The sequence below is a fragment of the Streptomyces sp. NPDC059679 genome, assembly GCF_042734105.1.
GTDB lineage: Bacteria > Actinomycetota > Actinomycetes > Streptomycetales > Streptomycetaceae > Streptomyces.
The window spans coordinates 79,095-98,387 of the sequence record NZ_JBHWES010000021.1 but is presented as its reverse complement, the minus strand read 5'-3'; the positions used below and the strand labels follow the sequence as shown (position 1 = coordinate 98,387).

The 19,293-nt window shown below is 69.0% G+C and carries 13 protein-coding genes and 1 pseudogene; 9 read left to right on the top strand and 5 right to left on the bottom strand.

The window, feature by feature from the left end:
* Positions 1-2 precede the first annotated feature (2 nt).
* The gene (locus ACFV2X_RS23120) at positions 3-839 is read left to right on the top strand and encodes a 5,10-methylenetetrahydrofolate reductase (protein WP_385619381.1); all 837 of its coding nucleotides are present in this window, start codon (positions 3-5) and stop codon (positions 837-839) included.
* A gap of 12 nt (positions 840-851) precedes the next feature.
* A complete protein-coding gene (locus ACFV2X_RS23115; RefSeq protein WP_385619379.1) occupies positions 852-1,028 on the top strand; it encodes a hypothetical protein in 177 nt (58 codons plus the stop codon).
* A 492-nt stretch (positions 1,029-1,520) separates the two neighbouring features.
* Here the strand turns inward: ACFV2X_RS23115 and purU are convergent, their stop codons facing one another.
* Entirely contained in the window at positions 1,521-2,393 is an 873-nt protein-coding gene (gene purU / locus ACFV2X_RS23110) for a formyltetrahydrofolate deformylase (RefSeq protein ID WP_385619376.1), read from the bottom strand.
* 219 nt (positions 2,394-2,612) lie between these two features.
* Here purU and ACFV2X_RS23105 point away from each other — a divergent pair, with 219 nt between their 5' ends.
* The 5 genes from ACFV2X_RS23105 to ACFV2X_RS23085 all read left to right on the top strand — a co-directional run bounded on the left by ACFV2X_RS23105 (position 2,613) and on the right by ACFV2X_RS23085 (position 9,075).
* Positions 2,613-4,082, top strand: coding sequence for an aldehyde dehydrogenase family protein (locus tag ACFV2X_RS23105; protein ID WP_385619374.1), 1,470 nt, complete (start codon positions 2,613-2,615; stop codon positions 4,080-4,082).
* A gap of 20 nt (positions 4,083-4,102) precedes the next feature.
* The gene (locus ACFV2X_RS23100; protein ID WP_385619371.1) at positions 4,103-5,188 is read left to right on the top strand and encodes a glycine betaine/L-proline ABC transporter ATP-binding protein; all 1,086 of its coding nucleotides are present in this window, start codon (positions 4,103-4,105) and stop codon (positions 5,186-5,188) included.
* Entirely contained in the window at positions 5,188-7,188 is a 2,001-nt protein-coding gene (locus ACFV2X_RS23095) for an ABC transporter permease (protein ID WP_385619370.1), read from the top strand. The genes ACFV2X_RS23100 and ACFV2X_RS23095 overlap by 1 nt, the downstream gene beginning before the upstream one ends.
* Before the next feature lie 13 nt (positions 7,189-7,201).
* Positions 7,202-8,188, top strand: a complete 987-nt coding sequence (locus tag ACFV2X_RS23090) for an ABC transporter substrate-binding protein (protein WP_385619368.1) — start codon at positions 7,202-7,204, stop codon at positions 8,186-8,188.
* Positions 8,189-8,403: 215 nt separating this feature from the next.
* Positions 8,404-9,075 (top strand): GntR family transcriptional regulator, encoded by a 672-nt coding sequence (locus ACFV2X_RS23085; protein ID WP_385619366.1) that lies wholly within the window; start codon positions 8,404-8,406, stop codon positions 9,073-9,075.
* 773 nt (positions 9,076-9,848) lie between these two features.
* On the opposite strand, the pseudogene ACFV2X_RS23080 reads toward ACFV2X_RS23085, so the two are convergent.
* From ACFV2X_RS23080 to ACFV2X_RS23065, 4 genes and pseudogenes are all read right to left on the bottom strand, one after another.
* A pseudogene (locus ACFV2X_RS23080) lies at positions 9,849-12,020 on the bottom strand ((Fe-S)-binding protein); the annotation flags it as partial.
* Positions 12,021-12,319: 299 nt separating this feature from the next.
* On the bottom strand, positions 12,320-13,309 hold the full coding sequence (locus ACFV2X_RS23075; protein WP_385619364.1) for an electron transfer flavoprotein subunit alpha/FixB family protein: 990 nt from the start codon (positions 13,307-13,309) through the stop codon (positions 12,320-12,322).
* Positions 13,306-14,073, bottom strand: coding sequence for an electron transfer flavoprotein subunit beta/FixA family protein (locus ACFV2X_RS23070; protein WP_385619362.1), 768 nt, complete (start codon positions 14,071-14,073; stop codon positions 13,306-13,308). Before ACFV2X_RS23070 ends, ACFV2X_RS23075 begins: the two co-directional genes overlap by 4 nt.
* A 49-nt stretch (positions 14,074-14,122) precedes the next feature.
* Positions 14,123-16,627, bottom strand: coding sequence for an FAD-dependent oxidoreductase (locus ACFV2X_RS23065; protein WP_385619360.1), 2,505 nt, complete (start codon positions 16,625-16,627; stop codon positions 14,123-14,125).
* 502 nt (positions 16,628-17,129) lie between these two features.
* Between ACFV2X_RS23065 and ACFV2X_RS23060 the strand changes: the two genes are divergently transcribed.
* The gene (locus ACFV2X_RS23060) at positions 17,130-17,990 is read left to right on the top strand and encodes a bifunctional methylenetetrahydrofolate dehydrogenase/methenyltetrahydrofolate cyclohydrolase (protein WP_385619358.1); all 861 of its coding nucleotides are present in this window, start codon (positions 17,130-17,132) and stop codon (positions 17,988-17,990) included.
* Between the two features lie 70 nt (positions 17,991-18,060).
* Complete coding sequence (locus ACFV2X_RS23055) at positions 18,061-19,293, top strand: sarcosine oxidase subunit beta family protein (RefSeq protein WP_385619356.1); 1,233 nt, start codon at positions 18,061-18,063, stop codon at positions 19,291-19,293.

The following is a 19,293-nucleotide window of genomic DNA, read 5'->3' as shown; positions in this document are numbered from 1 at the left end:
CGTTGGGCACCGCAGGGCTCCGGGCGCTGCTGCACAGCGTCCGCTACGAGGTGCTGCCCGCGAAGGCGACCGAGGACAAGGTCCTCGCCCATGTCCCGCGCGACGTCGCCGTCACCGTGACGGCGTCGCCGGTCAAGGGCCTGGAACCGACCCTCGACCTGGCCGGTCGGCTCGCGGGCCACGGCTACCGGGTCGTCCCGCACGTGCCGGCGCGGCTGCTGCGGGACGACCTGCATCTGAAGGAGGTCGCGGGCCGGCTGCGCGAGGCGGGCGTGGACGACGTCTTCGTCCCGGCCGGCGACGCCGACCCGCCCGCCGGGGTCTACGACGGGGCGCTGCCGGTGCTGCGCAGGCTCAGTGAGCTGGGCAGGCCCTTCGCGCACGTCGGTGTCACCGGCTACCCCGAGAGCCACCCCCTCATCGACGACGACGTCACCGTCCAGGCGATGTGGGACAAGCGCGAGCACGCCACGTACCTCGTGAGCAACCTCTGCTTCGATCCGCGGGTGCTGGGGGAGTGGATCGTGCGCATACGGCGCCGGGACGTCACCCTGCCCTTGTACGTGGGGGTCGCCGGGCCCGTGCAGCGGGCGAAGCTGCTGGCGATGGCCACGAAGATCGGAGTGGGGGAGTCGACGCGCTTCCTGGCGAAGCACGCCTCCTGGTTCGTGCGTTTCGCGGCACCCGGCGGGTATGCCCCCGAGAGGCTGCTGACCCGCGCGGAGGAGGCGCTCATCGCACCCGGGGCGGGGGTGGCCGGTCTGCACCTGTTCACGTTCAACCAGATCGCCGAGACGGAGCGGTGGCGCCGCGCGCTGCTGGACCGGCTGGGCGGCTGAACCGAGAGAAGGATGACAACGGACATCGACTGGAATCTGACTCGAACCTTCGCCGGCACATCCGGTGACCATCAGGTGTTCGTCTGGGTCATGCCCGGCTACGGAACCTCCGAGATGGCCATGGGCCAGGACGTGTCCCTGGCCGCCCAGGGCCGCGTCTTCACCGAGCTCCTCAGCCACTGGGCCTGACGGAACCGCTCGTCGTCGCCCACGATGTCGGCGGCGCGGTCGCCCTGCGAGCGCATCTGCTGCACGGGCCGGCCAGTGCTCCGCTGTAAGTGCCGCGATGTGCCGTCGTTCGTCTGCGGCGCCTTCGTGGCTGATCGCGCAGTTCCCCGCGGCCCTTTAGGGCGATGCCGCGCCCGGCCTGTGCAGCGCCCCCCTGGCTGGACGGCCCCGGCCAACCGATCAGCACTGCACCGATGAAATCCAGAGCCGTGGATCCCCGTGGCGAAGGGGCGCCAGCTTGCCGCTCTCATCCCCTGCGGGCGCTTCGAACCGATCGCCGGCGCGGGTCGCCGCGTCCAGGAGGATGCCCCCGCGCAGCTCACGGCCGCGCTCATCGCCTTCCTCCAGCAAAGGCTGTGACGGAGGGCGGCGCTCCCGGGGCCGTATACGACGGGGGCGGGACATAGAACGGGGCGGGACCGGAATCCGGTCCCGCCCCCTTGCGAGTGCGGGTCAGCGGAAGACCACCGTGCGGTTGCCGTCCACCATCACGCGGCTCTCGCTGTGCCACTTCACCGCGTGCGCGAGCACCTGTGCCTCCACGTCCCGCCCGACGGTGACCAGGTCGCCGGGGTCGAGGGAGTGGTCCACCCGGACGACGTCCTGCTCGATGATCTGGCCCTCGTCCAGGTCCGGCGTCACATAGTGCGCCGTCGCGCCGACGAGCTTCACCCCGCGCCGGTAGGCCTGCTCGTAGGGGCGTGCGCCCTTGAAACTGGGCAGGAAGGAGTGGTGGATGTTGATGGCGCGGCCCTCCAGCTCCTTGCACAGGTCGTCGGAGAGGACCTGCATATAGCGGGCTAGCACCACCAGGTCGATGTCCAGCTCCCGCACGAGCTCCAGCAGCCGTGCCTCGGCCTTGGGCTTGGTCTCCTTGGTCACCGGGATGTGGTGGAAGGGGATGCCGTACGTCTCCGCGAGCCCCTCGAAGTCCCGGTGATTGGAGACGATGCCCGGGATCTCGATGTTGAGGGCGCCGGTGCGGCGGCGGAAGAGCAGGTCGTTCAGGCAGTGGCCGAACTTGGACACCATGATCAGCGTCCGGGTCGGCGTTGCCGCCTCGCTCAGGTTCCAGGAGATCCGGTAGGCCTGGGCCACCGGCCCGAACCGGTAACGCAGTTGCTCCAGACCGGCGTTCGGATCGGAAACATCGAAATGGACCCTCATGAAGAAACGGCCCTGGAGTCGATCATCGAACTGCTGGCTTTCCAGGATGTTGCCGGAGTTCCTGACGAGAAAGCCGCTCACTGCGTGGACCAGTCCGGCGCTGTCGGGGCAGGAGAGGGTGAGGACATACTCGCGGCCGGGTTGCGGTCTGGGGGACATGCGGGCCTCCGTCGGGTGCGTATTGCACAACACGATGAGCGATGCGCAACATGGTCGGTGTCCGCGGGACCCGCGGTCAAGAGAGAAGGGTCAATGGGCCCCTTACGAAATCGTCATCGGCGAACCTCTTGACGTCTGTCCGGACATTCGACCAGGGTGTTCCACCACAAGCAATCTGGTGCACAATGCGCAACGCATTTCAGTTGAAAGGCTCGGCGCGTGGCAGACCTGTACGTGGATGGCGAATGGCGGAATCCGGTGGCAGGCGGGCACCGGGACATCCGATGTCCCGCCGACGGCACGCTCGCGGCGACCGTCTCGGAAGCGACACGCCCCGACACCGAGGCGGCGATCGCCGCGGCCCGCCGCGCCTTCGACGAGGGCCCCTGGCCGAGCACCCCCGAGCGGGAGCGCGGCGCGCTGCTGCTGCGCACCGCCGACCTCATCGAGCGCGATGCGAAGGAATTCGCCCGCGCCGAGTCCCTGGACACCGGCAAGCGGCTGGTGGAGAGCGAGTACGACATCGCCGACGTCGTGTCCTGCTTCCGCTACTACGGTGGGCTCGGCGGCACCGACGCCGGCCGCGTGATCGACACCGGCCGCGACGACGCCGTCAGCCGCGTGGTGTACGAGCCGGTCGGGGTGTGCGGGCTGATCACACCTTGGAACTACCCTCTGCTGCAGGCGAGCTGGAAGGTCGCTCCGGCGCTCCTCGCCGGCAACACGATCGTCCTCAAGCCCAGCGAGCTCACCCCTTCCACCTCGATCCTGCTGATGAGGGCACTGGACGAGGCAGGGCTCCCGGCCGGCGCCGCCAATCTCGTCCTCGGCACCGGGCCCGAGGTGGGGGCACCGCTCTCCGAACACCCCGCTGTCGACATGGTGTCCTTCACCGGAGGTCTGGAGACCGGCAGGCGCATCATGGCCACCGCCGCCGCGACAGTGAAGAAGGTCGCGCTGGAGCTCGGCGGCAAGAACCCCAATGTCGTCTTCGCCGACGCCGATTTCGAGGCCGCCGTGGACTTCGCGCTCACCGCTGTCTTCCTGCACTCGGGCCAGGTCTGCTCGGCCGGCGCCCGGCTGATCGTCGAGGACTCGCTGCATGACCGCTTTGTCGACGAGGTCGTCCGCCGCGCCCGGCAGATCCACCTCGGCGGGCCGTTCGACCCCGAGGCCGAGACCGGGGCGCTGATCTCCGCACAGCACCTGACGAAGGTCGAGGCGTACGTCGCGGCCGGCCTCGCCGAAGGCGCGGTACTGCGCTGCGGTGGCGCACGGCCCGACGATCCCGCGCTGGTGAACGGCCACTACTACCCGCCGACCGTCCTCGACGAATGCCGGCAGGACATGCGCGTGGTGCACGAGGAGTCGTTCGGGCCCGTGCTCACCGTGGAGCGTTTCACCGACGAGGAGGATGCCGTACGCATCGCCAACGACACCGAGTACGGACTTGCCGGAGCCGTGTGGACGCAGGACGCCGGCAAGGCCCAGCGGGTCGCCCGGCGGCTGCGCCAGGGCACGGTGTGGATCAACGACTACCACCCCTACGTGCCGCAAGCGGAATGGGGTGGCTTCGGGCACTCAGGCGTGGGCCGGGAGCTGGGACCTACCGGCCTGAACGAGTACCGAGAGCCCAAACACATCTGGCAGAACATCCATCCCCGGCCGCAGCACTGGTTCCGCGGCTGAATGCCGAAAAGAGGTCGAACGTGACCACAAAGACCGAGGTGCCGCAGTGGCGCGGCACGCCCCAGGATTCGGGCTCCACCCCGGTCATCTCCGTGCGCAGGCTGTGGAAGGTGTTCGGGCCGAAGGCCGACCAGGTCCCGGACTCCGAAGAGCTGTGCGGCCTCACCCGCCGTGAGCTCATGGACCGCACCGGATGCACCGCCGCCGTACGAGACGTCCACTTCGACGTCTCGCCCGGCGAGGTCTTCGTCGTGATGGGCCTGTCCGGCTCCGGCAAGTCCACGCTGGTGCGATGTCTGACCCGCCTGATCGAACCCACCGCCGGTGAGGTCGTCTTCGAGGGCGAGGACATCCGCCAGGCCGACGACAAGCGCCTGCGCGATCTGCGGCGCCGCAAGTTCTCCATGGTCTTCCAGCACTTCGGTCTGCTGCCCCACCGTCGCGTCGTCGACAACGTGGCGTTCGGGCTGGAGATCCGCGGCATGGGAAAGGCCAAGCGGACCAAGCGGGCCCGGGAGGTCGTCGAGCTGGTCGGCCTCGCGGGCTACGAGAACTCCTACCCCGACCAGCTGTCGGGCGGCATGCAGCAGCGCGTGGGCCTCGCCCGGGCACTGGCCGGCGATCCGGACGTGCTCTTCTTCGACGAGCCGTTCTCGGCGCTCGACCCGCTGATCCGTCGGGACATGCAGAACGAGGTCATCCGCCTGCACCACGAGGTCGGCAAGACGATGGTGTTCATCACCCACGACCTCTCCGAGGCCCTCAAACTGGGCGACCGCATCCTCATCATGCGCGACGGCAAGATGGTCCAGTGCGGCACCGGCGACGAACTCGTGGGTGCCCCGGCGGACGACTACGTGCGCGAGTTCGTCAAGGACGTGCCGCGCGGCGACGTGCTCACCCTGCGCTGGATCATGCGGGCGCCGGAGGACGGCGACGAACTGGACGGTCCCGAACTGGGCCCGGACGTCGTGGTGAAGGAGGCCACCCGGGCGGTGCTGGCGGCCGACAGGCCGGTCAAGGTCATCGAGAACGGCAAGCTGCTCGGCATCGTCGGCGACGAGGAGATCCTCGCGGTGGTCGTCGGGCAGGAAGGCGGCGCGTGATGACCGTCGCCGTGGAGAGACCCGAGAAGACACAGGCAGCCGAGCCGGCTGCTCCTGTCGACGAGACACGCAAGGTCCGCCGGCCCATGGTGGTCGGCGCCATCCTGGTCGTCTGGCTGGTGCTGTTCGTCGTACTGCGCGGCAAGCAGACCCTCGCCCTCGCGGCGGCCGACCTCACCGATCTGCACCGGTGGTTCAACGACGTCAACGACTCCATCGGCGCGAACCGCAATTCCAACCCCGTCTTCCTGTACTTCTTCAACGAGATCCGCCTGGTCATCGACAACCTGGTGACCTTCATCCAGGAGCTGATCGCGCAGGCGCCCGTCGGCCGCCCCGTCCCGCAGATCGGCTGGCTCGGTGTCGTCGGCATCGTCGGCTATGTCTCCTGGGCCGTGGGCAACTGGCGGGTCGCGCTGCTGGCGGTGGCCGGCTTCACCTTCCTGGGCCTTCAGGGCCTGTGGCAGGAGAGCATGGACACGCTGGCGCTCACCGTCTCCGCCGTCTTCGTGGCGCTGGTGTTCGCGATCCCGCTGGGTGTGTGGGCGGGGCTGTCCGACCGGTTCAACCGGTTCGTGACGCCCTTCCTGGACCTCATGCAGACCATGCCGACCTTCGTCTACCTGGCCCCTCTGACGCTGTTCTTCCAGATCGGCCCGGCCTCCGCCACGATCGCCACGCTGATCTACGCGGCGCCGCCGACGATCCGCATCACCGCGCACGCCATCCGCTCCGTACCGGAGACGACGGTGGAGGCGGCCGACTCGCTGGGTGCCACGCGACGGCAGTCCCTCATGAAGGTCCTGCTGCCGATGTCCAAGCGGACCGTGGTGATGGGCGTCAACCAGACCATCATGGCCGCCCTGGCCATGGTGACCATCGCCGCCCTGATCGACGCGCCCGGCCTTGGCAAGACCGTCGTCCAGGCACTCCAGACGCTCGACGTCGGCACGGCCTTCAACGCGGGTCTGGCCATCGTCGTCATGGCCATCGTGCTGGACCGGGTCACCACCGCGGCGAGCGCACGCGAGGCGGCCGCCCGCCGTTCGAAGAACCGCTTCCTGACCTGGAGACGCCCGCTGCTGGCGGCAGGTGCGGCGGTCACGGCGGTCCTGGCCTATCTGTCCCACACCTATCTGTGGGCGGCGGAGTTCCCCGGCGAGGGAGGCACCGGCAGCGCCATCAGGAGCACGGCGGACAGCGTGACCACCTGGGTGCAGGACAACCTCTCGGGCGTTACCAACGCATTCCGGGACGCCATCACCAACAGCCTGCTCAACCCGTTCCAGGCGCTGCTCACCGACTCCCCGTGGTGGCTCGTCGGCGCGGTACTGATCGCACTCGCCGTCGTCCTCGGCAGCTGGCGCGCCGGTGTCACCACCGCGGTGTGCGTGGGCCTGCTGGTCGGCACCGGTGTGTGGTCGGACGGCATGACGACGCTGGCGTCCACCCTCGTCGCCACGGTGCTCGTGATGCTGCTCGGCGTCGTCTTCGGTGTGTGGATGGGACGCAGCGCGCTGGTGGACCGGCTGATCCGGCCCACCTTGGACGCGGCTCAGGTCATGCCGCCGTTCGTCTATCTCGTACCGTTCCTCGCGCTGTTCGGCGCGACCCGCTTCACGGCGATCGTCGCCGCTGTCGTCTACGCGGCTCCCGTCGCCATGAAGATCATCGCGGACGGCGTGCGGAACGTGCCCGCGACGACCGTGGAGGCGGCGACCTCCGCTGGGTGCAACACCTGGCAGATCATCACCAAGGTTCAACTGCCGATGGCACGCGGCGCCCTGACTCTCGCGACCAACCAGGGCCTCATCTACGTGCTGTCGATGGTTGTGGTCGGCGGCCTGGTAGGCGCCGGCGCCCTCGGCTACGACGTCGTAGCCGGCTTCTCGCAGGGTCAGCTGTTCGGGAAGGGGCTCGCCGCGGGGCTCGCCATCGTCCTTCTCGGAGTCATGTTCGACCGGATCACTCAGGCAGCGGCGCGGCGTACCAGCGCGTAAGGAGCAACTGACCATGGCAAGGCAAGCAAGACAGCGGAGAGTCGGCGCGGCCGGCATAGTGGGCGTGGCTGTCCTCGGACTGACCCTCACCGCCTGTGGCGGTGCGAAGGTCGGTGACAGCTCTTCGGACGCCGGCGGTTCGGGCAGATCCGGCAAGTGCGGCACCTTCAACCTCGCGGTCAACCCGTGGGTGGGGTACGAAGCGAACGCGGCGGTGATCGCGTACGTCGCGGAGCAGGACCTCGGCTGCAAGGTCACCAAGAAGGATCTCAAGGAAGAGATCGCCTGGCAGGGCTTCGGGACGGGCGAGGTCGACGCCGTCGTCGAGAACTGGGGTCACGACGACCTGAAGAAGAAGTACATCACCGGCCAGAAGACCGCCGTCGACGCCGGCCCGACCGGCAACGAAGGCCTCATCGGCTGGTACGTGCCGCCGTGGCTGGCCAAGGAACACCCCGACATCCTCGACTGGAAGAACCTCAACAAGTACGCGGCCGAGTTCAAGACGTCCGAGTCCGGCGGCAAGGGCCAGCTCCTCGACGGCGACCCGTCGTTCGTCACCAACGACGCGGCCCTGGTGAAGAACCTGAAGCTGGACTTCAAGGTCGTGTACGCAGGTAGTGAGACCGCCCTCATCCAGGCCTTCCGCAGGGCGGAGAAGAACAAGGAATGGGTGATCGGCTACTTCTACGAGCCGCAGTGGTTCATGTCCGAGGTGCCGCTGGAGAAGGTCAAGCTGCCCGAGTACAAGGAGGGCTGCGACGCCGACGAGGAGAAGGTCGACTGCGACTATCCCGTGTACAAGCTGGACAAGATCGTCAGCGCGAAGTTCGCCAAGTCGGGCAGCCCGGCCTATGACCTGGTCAAGAACTTCACCTGGACCAACGAGGACCAGAACCTCGTGGCCAAGTACATCGCGGTGGACAAGATGACCCCTGAGGCGGCGGCGAAGAAGTGGGTCGAGGCCAACCCGGACAAGGTGAAGGCCTGGATCAAGTAGTGCCGCTCGGCCGGGTCGCTGCACCCGGTCGGGGGGACTGGACGGCAACCCCTGAGAAGGGCCCGGCAGGCTGCGCCGACAGCCTGCCGGGCCCCCTTGTGTTTCGGCGCTTCCAATTTCCGATGCCGACCACAGCAAGCTGATATATTTGAAGTATGTCAGAGGTAGGACGCTTGATGCCCACAGTGGCGCGCGAAGGAAGAGGCGGCCGAAAGATGAACACGCCCGAGGTCTCCCCCGTGGCTGACTCGGCGCCGATGTCATTGGCCGACTTGGCGTATGAGCGCCTTCAGGATCGATTGGTCATGCTCGACATCCGGCCCGGCGAGCCGATCAACGACAATCAGCTTGCCACGGAGATCGGCGTCGGACGCACACCTGTTCGCGAGGCACTCAAGCGACTCGAGACCGACCATCTCGTGGTGTCCTACCCGCGCCGGGGCACATTCGCCACCGCCATCGACGTGACCGAGCTCGGCGCGATCTCCGACATCCGCGAGCAGCTCATGCCGTTCGCGGCACGGCGGGCCGCCGTTCAGGCCAGTAGCGCCATGCGCGACGCGCTGCGCGCCAAGGCCGACGAGGTGAGGAGCCTCGAGAGGCCTCGCGATGATCGCACCGCAATGATGCGGATGGACATGTCGCTGCACCGGCTCATCTACAAGGCGGCCGGCAACCCACACCTCGAGGACGTGCTGATCCGCTACGACAACCTGGCCACCCGCATCTGGTGCCTGGTCATCGACCGGCTTCCTGACCTTGCACACCACATCACCGAGCACGCGGACCTGCTCGACGCCGTCGCTGACGGCGACGCCGACCGAGCCGAGCGCCTCACCCGCGAACACATCGCCGGCTTTGCCCGTGAGATCCGCGGCGTGCTCTGACCTTCTGCGCGCTCGCCGACTGACTGCGGGACGAGACTCCCGCTTGCGCGGGGTGGGCGCCTGACCAACTGGGAGCGCGCAGGCCGAGGGCGACCTGCGCGAGTGCACCGGGCGGCAACGAGCCTGTCCCCGACCGCTGAGCGCCGGCAGATCCGCCGTGTCCGGGCCCGGCCCGTCGCTCGGCAGGCTCAGCAGACCAATGCCCCCATGCCGGATTCCGGCATGGGGGCACACGGTCTTTTACCGGGTCTAAGTGATCAGAGGTCGAAGAGGCCCTTCGGCTTCTCCGTGACCTCGTGCTGCTCAGGCTCGGCCTCCGACGCAGCCTCGGCCTTCGGGTCGGGCTGTGCCACCGGCTCCTCCTCGATGTCGAAGAGGGAGCCTGATGGTGCGGTCTTCGCGGCGGCTTCGGCGGTCGGCTCCGGCGTCCCGGTGGTCGCGGGCGCCGGAGCCTCGTCGGTCGGGACGTCGAAGAGCGACCCTCCCGAGACGGTCGGCGCAGGAGTCGGCTCGGCTGTGGGCTCGTCGAACAGTGATCCGGTGGGGGGCGTGTGCTCGGGGGGTGTTTCGTCGAAGAGTGAGCTGCTTGTGGTGGCCGGCGCAGGAGTCGGCTCGGCTGTCGGCGCGTCGAACAGTGATCCGCCGGAGACCGGCTTCGCGGGTGCCTTCGCCGGTGCCTCGGCGAACAACGACGGCCCGGAGGCGCCGGAGGCGGCGGGCTCGGCAGGGGCGGCCGGGACAGCCGCGGCGGCGGGAGTGGCCGCGGGAGCACCGGCGGGCGCCTTCTCGGCCTCGGTCGCGCTCTCACCGGCCTTGACCGAGGCGAGCAACATCTGTGCGACGTCGAGGACCTCGACCTCCTCGCGGGCCTCGGACTTGGCCTGGAGTGCCGTGACTCCGTCGGAGAGCATCACCCGGCAGAACGGGCAGCCGACCACGATCTGGTCGGCACCGGTGCCGACGGCCTCCGTGCTGCGGTTCATGTTGATCCGCTCGCCCAGGCTCTCCTCCATCCACATCCGGGCACCGCCGGCCCCGCAGCAGAAGGACCGCTCCGAGTTGCGCTCCATCTCGACGTACGAAGCGCCCGGCAGCGCCGACAGCAGCTCGCGCGGCGGGCTGTAGACCTGGTTGTGCCGGCCGAGGTAGCACGGGTCGTGGTACGTGATCGACCGCGTGTTCGTGCCGGGCTCGGGGGCGACCGGCTTCAGCCTGCCTTCGCGCACGAGCCGGTTGAGCAACTGCGTGTGGTGGACGACCTCGAGCTCGATACCGAATTCCTTGTATTCGTTCTTCAGCGTGTTGAAGCAGTGGGCGCAGGTCGCGACCACCTTCTTGACCTTGAACTCCTTGAAGGTCTCGACGTTCTCCTGGGCCAGGGCCTGGTAGACGAACTCGTTGCCGGCGCGGCGGGCGGAGTCGCCGGTGCAGGTCTCGTGGTTGCCGAGTACGCCGAAGGAAACGCCGGCCATGTGGAGCAGCTCGGCGACGGCGCGGGTCGTCTTCTTGGCCCGGTCCTCGTAAGCGCCGGCGCAGCCGACCCAGAACAGCCAGTCGACCGACTCCAGCGACTCGAGGTCCTTGCCGACCTCCTTGACCTCGAACGGCAGGCCCTTGGCCCAGTCCATGCGTGCGCTCGCCGCCATGTTCCAGGGGTTGCCCCTGGTCTCAAGGCCCTTGAAGACCTGGTTGAGCTCGGCGGGGAAGTCCGACTCGATCAGTACCTGGTAGCGGCGCATGTCGACGATGTGGTCGACGTGCTCGATGTCGACCGGGCACTGCTCGACGCAGGCGCCGCACGTCGTGCACGACCAGAGCACATCCGCGTCGACGACGAAGTCGGCGCCCTCGGGGTTGTAGGACTCACCGCCCGCGTCGCCCTTGCCGATCAGCGCCCGGTCGGTGTGTCCGGCCAGGCCGGCGGCCTTGAGGTAGGTGTGCTCGCGCAGGCCCTTCATCAGCAGCTTCGGCGAGAGCGGCTTCTGGGTGTTCCAGGCCGGACACTGCGACTGGCAGCGACCGCACTCGGTGCATGTGGTGAAGTCGAGGAGGCCCTTCCAGGAGAAGTTCTCGATCGCTCCGACGCCGAGGGCGGCGTCCTCGTCGAGGTCGTCGAGGCCCTCCAGCGTGATCGCCTTGCCGTCGACGGCGAGCGGCTTGAGAGCGCCCAGCGCCGTACGGCCCGAGGACTCACGCTTGAACCAGATGTTGAACCAGGCGGTGAACCGGTGCCAGGCGATACCCATGGTCAGGTTGCGGCCGATGACGATCAGCCAGACCATCGCCAGCGCGATCTTGAAGAACGCGATGAAGTGGACCAGGTTCTCGTTGGCGCTCTGGCCGGCCGGGTAGAGCGCCTCACCGAGCCAGGACGAGAGGGGGAAGTGCGCGCGGGTTGCGTGCTCATCGTCGGCGAGGTGGTACTCCGCGCCCCGGATGAACAGGATCGCCGCACCTTCGAGCAGGGCCAGGTACTCCACGAAGTAGGCCTGCCAGAACGTCGAGCCGAAGAACCGGCTCTTACGGCCCTCGCTGCGGGGGTGGTGCTTCTGCCGGTAGACGATCAGCCAGATGATGCCGACTGTGCTCAGCGCGCCGATGAACTCGCTGAACCACTCGAAGGGATACCAGTGGCCTGCGATCGGCCACGCCCACTCGGGGTCGAAGAGCTGGACGTAGGCGCCCACCACCGCGGTGCTCAGAAAGATGAACGCCGCGAACACGAACCAGTGCATGACGCCGACCCAGGTCCACTGGAGCATCCGGGTGTGCAGCACGGTCTCCTTGAGCATGGTGACCGTACGAGCGACCGGATCGCCTGTGCGGCTCGGGCTCGCGGGCTGGCCCATCCGGATCACCCGGAGCATGCTCCGGACAGCGGGGACCAGGACGAACAGGGCGGCCAGCGTGAGCGCCAGCGACGCCACCATGGCGAAGATCTGCATCAGGGCTCCTCAAGGACGGTCCCCTGGCCGGGGGCGTGTCGGAGCGTTGCGCGGCCCGTCCGCCGGGGGTGGCCAGGGTGACCAGGTGCATGCGGTCCAACTCGGGCGCAGGTTGCGTTGCGCCAGGTGTCGCCGACGGCGGTTTCGGCGACCCGTCCCGTGGTGACAAAGCGGAGGAGGCTGCGGCATCCCTTGCAGTTGCCGCAGCCTCGCTCCACGGCGATGAGCTGCTTCGTAATGGCGGCGAGATCCTCGGTTCCCGCTGCCGTGAGTCACTCAGCAGCAGTGGGTCACGTGCGTCAACCGCTCACCCCGCGCGACTTGAGCTCCTCGATGACCGCAGGGAGGACTTCGTGCATGTCGCCCACGACGGCGTAGTTCGCCTTGGTCATCATCGGAGCCTCGGGATCGGTGTTGATCGCGAGGATCGTCTTCGACGACGCGCAGCCGGCCCAGTGCTGGATGGCGCCGGAGATCCCGCACGGAATGTACAGGTCCGGGCTGATCCGGGAGCCGGTCTGGCCGACCTGCTCGTGGTGGGGCCGCCAGCCCAGCGAGGTGACCACCCGGGACACACCGACCGCGCCGCCGAGCAGCCCGGCGAGCTCGGTGACCGCGCCGAAGCCGTCTGCACCACCAGCTCCGCGCCCGGCGCCCACGACGACCTTGGCGGACTTCAACGAGTCGGAGTGGTCGACTTCCTTGGTGCCGGTCGAAACGACCCGCGCCACCAGGTCGGACTCGGCGACCTCGGGGGTCACCTCCACCCAAGCGGCGGGCGACGCGCCCTCGACCGGCGACACGGACCACGAGTGGCCGGCGACGGAGAAGACCGCAGGCCGTTGGTCGAGCTTCATCTCCTCCAGGGCCGCCCCGCCGACCACCTGCCGGGTCACCACGAACGGCGCCAGGCCGTGGAACGCAGTCGCGTTGGCGGCCATGGGCACGTCGAGCCGGGCGGCCAGATGCGCCAGCACCTCGTTGCCCCGGGGTGAGCCCGCGGCGGTGACCACGACGGAGCGGGTCGACTCGCGGATCGCCTGCAGTGCCGCAGCCCAGGCGGCCCCGGAGTACGACGTGAACGCCTCGCCCACCGCGTGCAGGACCTCGGCCGCGCCGTGCGTTCCGAGTTCGGCCGCCAGCGCGTCGCGGTTCTCTACCGCGCCCACCACGACCGCGCGGATGGCGATGCCGCCGCCCTCGGCCGACAGCGACCGGGCGAAGGCGAGCGTCTCCAGCGAGATCTCGCTCGCGGCGCCGTTCTCGGTCTCGACCAGCACCAGAATCATCGGGTCACCCCCAGCTTTGCGAACAGGTCGGCGACCGCACCGGCCGCCTCCGGGCCCTCGCCCAGCACCTCGACCGTCGACGGCGCGGGCGGAGGCAGCAGCAGCTTCACCCGGCTGGCTCCGGCGGGTTCGGCCGACAGGGGCAGGGTCTCGATCTGGACCTTCTTGGCCGCCATCCGGCCCTTCAGCGTCGGATAGCGCGGCTCCACCCCGCCCTCCAGCACGGTGGCGACCGCGGGCAGCGGCAGCGAGTAGGTCTCCTCGCCGTCGGGGCCGTCGCCGCGGGCGGTCAGGCGGCCGTCGGCCACCTCGACCGTCGACACGCCGTTGACCACCGGCCGGCCGAGCGCGTGGGCCAGCCGGATGCCCACCTGGAAGTCGCCGCTGTCGGCGGCGTCGTTGCCGAGCAGGATCAGGTCGTACGTGCCCGCGGCCTCCTTCCCCCGCACGACGTGGGCGATCTCCCGGGCCACGTCGGCCGGTCCCAACCGGCCCGGCTCCGCCTCCACGAGTACGGCGGCGTGGCAGCCGAGCGCCAGCGTGTCCCGCAGCTGCTCGGTGGCCTCGGACGGGCCGACCGTCAGCAGCGTGACCGTGCCGCCGGTCGCCTCGGCGGTCTGGACCGCCAGCTCGACCGCACAGCTCTCGTGGTTGCTCACGGTGAAGCCGACGTACCTCCCGTCGACGCTCTGCTGGTCGTCGGTGAGCAGGACCTCACCGGAGGAGTCAGGGACCCGCTTGATGCAGACCAATACGTTCGTCATCGTTCACCTCTCGTGGTCTCGACAGGCCCGACCACTGACAGCACCGCCATCAGCGGATCCGCTCGTTGTCCGGGTCGAAGGGGGGCGTGGCGTCGTTGGTGAGCACGGTCACCGGGTAGAGCTCCTCCATGTAGGAGACCGCGAGTTCGTTGCCGACCCGTGCCTGCTCGGGCGGCAGGTACGCCATCAGCAGGTGCTTGCCCAGCGAGGGGGCCGAGCCGGCGGCGGTGACGTAGGGGTGGTGCCCGTGCCCGTCGACGAGCGCCTCGCCGGAGCGGGTGCGGATCGGCTCGCCCCCGAGCATGTACCGCTTCACCCCGGACGCCGACGTGTGGTCGTCGACGGCCAGCGTGCACAGCACCGCCGCGGGCTCACCGGCGCGCTGCTCGAGGTAGGCCTCCTTGCCGATGAAGTCGGCACCCTTCACCTTCGGCCGCTGCATGCCCGCCTCGACGATGGTGCGTTCGCCGTCGAGCTCGTTGCCGAAGGCCCGGTAGCCCTTCTCGATCCGCGCGGTGGTCACGTAGACGCCGATGCCGACCGGGCGGGCACCGTACGGCGCGCCCGTCGCGAGCAGCTTGTCCCACACCGCCGTGGCCTGGTCGAAGGAGACGTACAGCTCCCAGCCGAGCTCGCCGACGTAGGAGATCCGGGAGGCCAGCACGGGGATGCCGTCGAGGTCGATCTCGCGGCAGGTGAGGAACTTGAAGTCCTCGTGGGACACGTCCGCATCGGTCAGCTGCGACAGGATGTCGCGGGCCCGCGGGCCCCACAGCCCGATCGTGGAGATCCCGTCGGTGAGGTCCTCAAGGGACGCGTCGTCGCCGAGTTGGTCGGCGAACCACTTCTTGTCAGCCATGCCGTGCGCGCCGCCGGTGACGACCCGGAAGTGGTTCTCACCCAGGCGCATGACGGTGAGGTCGGAGCGGAACCCGCCCTTGCGGTCGAGCACCGGGGTGTAGATCACCTTGCCGACCGGCACGTCGCACTGCGCGACACAGGTGCGCTGTACGGCGTCCAGTGCGCCGGGACCGGTGATGTCGAAGATCGCGAAGGCGGTCAGGTCGATGACGCCCGCGGCCTCGCGCATCCGCAGGTGCTCGGCGTTGATGATCGGGCTCCACCAGCGCGCGTCCCACTCGTGCTCGCGCGGCATCACGCGGTCGCCGTACACCTCGAGGAGGTCGGCGTTGGACTCGTACCACTGCGGCCGCTCCCATCCAACCGCCTCGAAGAAGGCCGCGCCGAGCTTCTTCTCCGACTCGTACATCGGGGAGAGCCGCTGCCCGCGGTCGGACTCGTACTGCTCGGCGGGGTGGATGATCCCGTAGGTCTTGATGAACGACTCGGTGGTGCGCAGCCGGGTGTGCTCGCGGCGCATCTGGTGGGGGTAGAACCGGGCGATGTCGGCCCCGGAGATGTCGATCTCGCTGTGGCCGTGGGTCATCCACTCCGCGACCGCGCGGCCGACGCCCGGCCCCTCCTTGATCCACACCGCGGCCGCCGTCCACACCCCCTTCACCTGGCTCTCACCGAGGATCGGGTTGCCGTCGCAGGTCAGCGACAGCAGGCCGTTGATCGCGTACCGCATCTCCGCGCCCTCGGCGCCCAGCAACTCCGGCATCAGCTCATAGGCCTGCTCCAGCTGCGGGTCGAAGTCGTCGGAGGTGAACGGAAGCTCGGTGGGGCTGAGCTTGGACTGCTCGATGCTCGGGATGTCCTCCGGCTCGTGCAGGATCGCCCGGTGGGCGTAGGAGCCCACCTCCATGTCCGCGCCGTGCTGGCGCTCGTAGCAGAAGGTGTCCATGTCCCGGACGATCGGGAAGTTGATCTCGCCGGGCAGCCCGGACAGCTGCGGGCAGGGGCCGACGGAGATCATCTGGTGGACGGCGGGAGTCAGCGGGATGCTGACACCGGCCATGTCGCCGATCTTCGGGCTCCACACGCCACAGGCGATCACGACGTACTCGGCCTCGATGTCGCCCTTGTTCGTGCGCACCCGGCGGATCCGCCCGTCCTCGACGTCCAGGCCGACCACCTCGACGTTGGGCACGCTCGTCAGTGCGCCGCTCGCGATGGCGCCGTCACGCATGATCGTGCCCGCGCGCAGGGAGTCGACGACGCCGACGCTCGGGGTCCAGAAGGCGCCGATGAACTGGTCTTCCTCGATGAACGGCACCTTCTCCTTGACGAACGCGGGAGAGACCAGCTCCGCCTCGATGCCCCAGGCCTTGGCGCTGGACATCCGGCGGCGCAGCTCCTCCATGCGCTCCTCGGTGCGCGCGATCTCGAAGCCGCCGGACTCGGTGAAGACGCCCAGCTCCTTGTACTGGCGCATCGAGTCCAGCGTCAGGTCGGTGATCTCGCGGGAGTGGTCGACGGGGAAGATGAAGTTGGAGGCGTGACCGGTCGAGCCACCGGGGTTGGGCAGGGGGCCCTTGTCGAGCTGCACGATGTCGCGCCAGCCGAGCCGCGCCAGGTGGTGGACCAGGCTGTTGCCGACGATGCCGGACCCGATCACGACGCATTTCGCCTGCGATGGAACCTCTGCCACGACGACCTCCCTCAGAGTGACACGCAACTGATATACTAGTTGTGGGCACGTTATGTGACAGACGGGCGGCGGTCAAGGGTCGAGTCGCCGAACTCAAGAGGTCCTTGTGCGGCGGGCTGGCGCTGAGCGGGAAAAGAGGCTCGATGGGTCCTTGACAGATCTCTTATATATCAGTCGAATGTTAGTCGTGGATGAGTGGTGACGAACATCGACGTGCCACCCGTTCCGAGACGTCCCGTTCCGGCGCAGTCCCGACATCGACGACCCGACCGGGACCGGCTGGCAGGCCACGTCACCAGCGCCGCCTACGGCTACATCATCAGCAAGGGCATCGCCCACGCCGGCTCCCCGCCGAACTCGCCGCCCCCGGCACCACCACGGACATCGGTTGTCTCGACCCGGGCGTCGAGGCGGTCGTCGCCGAGAAACCCCTGTTCGACCCGACCATGACCCACCTCCGTGGCCAGCACAGGACCGAATTGAAGGGAAAGGAGCACTGCCGGTGAACGCACAGCTGCTCGACGGCAAGGCGACCGCCACCGACATCCGCCGCGAACTCGCCGAGCGCGTGGCCAAGCTGACCGCTGCCGTCGGCCGCCCGCCCGGCCTCGGCACCGTCCTGGTCGGTGACGACCCCGGCAGTCACGCCTACGTCGGCGGAAAGCACCGCGACTGCGCCCAGGTGGGCATCGCCTCCATCCGCCGGGACCTGCCCGCCGACGCGTCGCAACAGCAGGTCGAGGATGTCATCGACGAGCTCAACGCCGACCCGGCCTGCACCGGCTACATCGTCCAGCTCCCGCTCCCGCGCCAGCTGGACGCCAACGCCGTACTGGAACGAATGGACCCGGCCAAGGATGCCGACGGCCTGCACCCCGTCAACCTCGGCCGGCTCGTCCTGGGCGTCGAGGCCCCGCTGCCGTGCACCCCGCGCGGCATCGTCGAACTGCTCCGCCGCCACGACGTCCCGCTCGCCGGAGCGCGGGTGTGCGTGATCGGCCGGGGCATCACCGTCGGACGCCCCATCGGCCTCCTGCTCACCCGCCGCTCCGAGAACGCCACCGTGACCCTCTGCCACACCGGCACCAAGGGCCTGGCCTGGCACGTACGCGAGGCGCACATCGTCGTCGCGGCCGCAGGCTCGCCGGGGCTGATCACCAAGGACATGCTGCGCCCCGGCGCCGCGGTCCTGGACGTCGGCATCACCCGCACCGACGACGGGCTGGTCGGCGACATCCACCCGGACGCGGCCCAGGTCGCCGGATGGCTCGCCCCCATGCCCGGCGGAGTGGGCCCCATGACCCGAGCGATGTTGCTCGCCAACGTCGTCGAGGCCGCCGAGAGGAACGCCACCGCAGTATGAACGCGCACGTCCCCAAGTACCCGCAGTATCCGCACGTTTCAGAAGACCTTTCAGAAGACGGAGACGTCCGATGAGCCCCCGCACCCCCGGCGCCGACCTTCCCGACCACCCCGACTGGCTGTGGCGTACGCCTGAGCCGAAGCGGTCGTACGACGTAGTGATCGTCGGCGGCGGCGGACACGGCCTGGCCACCGCCCACTACCTGGCCAAGAACCACGGCATCACGAACGTCGCCGTGCTGGAGAAGGGCTGGCTCGCGGGCGGCAACATGGCCCGCAACACCACGATCATCCGCTCCAACTACCTGTGGGACGAGAGCGCCGGCATCTACGAGCACGCCCTCAAGCTGTGGGAGGGCCTGGCGGAGGAGCTCGACTACCCGATCCTCTTCTCCCAGCGCGGCGTGCTGAACCTCGCGCACAGCCTCCAGGACGTCCGCGACAGCGTGCGCCGCGTGGAGGCCAACCGCCTCAACGGCGTGGACGCGGAGTGGCTCGACGCGGACGGCGTCAAGGAAGTCTGCCCGATCGTCAACATCTCCCCGGACGTGCGCTACCCGGTCCTGGGCGCCACCTACCAGCCGCGCGCGGGCATCGCCAAGCACGACTACGTGGCCTGGGGCCTGGCCCGCTCGGCGGACGCCGCGGGTATCGACATCATCCAGAACTGCGAGGTCACCGGCCTGGACGTGGTCGGCAACCGGGTCGTCGGAGTCCAGACCAGCCTCGGCCTCATCGCGGCCGGCAAGGTGGCGCTCTGCTCGGCTGGCCACACCTCGGTCCTCGCCGCCATGGCGGGCATCGAACTCCCCGTCCAGAGCCACCCGTTGCAGGCGCTCGTGTCCGAACTGCTGCAGCCGGTGCACCCGACGGTCGTCATGTCCAACGCGGTCCACGTGTACGTCAGCCAGGCCCACAAGGGCGAGCTGGTCATGGGCGCGGGCATCGACGCGTACAACTCCTACACCCAGCGCGGCGCCTTCCACATCATCGAAGAACAGATGTCCGCGGCCGTGGAGCTCTTCCCGGTCTTCGCCCGCGCCCATGTCCTGCGCACCTGGGGCGGCATCGTCGACGTCAGCCCCGACGCCTCACCGATCGTCGGGCTCAGCCCCGTCGACAACCTCTACCTCAACTGCGGCTGGGGAACGGGCGGTTTCAAGGCCACCCCGGGCGTCGGCTGGGTCTACGCCCACACCATCGCCCACGACACCCCGCACGCCCTCAACGCCCCCTTCTCGCTCGACCGTTTCACCACCGGCGCGCTCGTCGACGAGCACGGCGCGGCCGCGGTGGCCCACTAG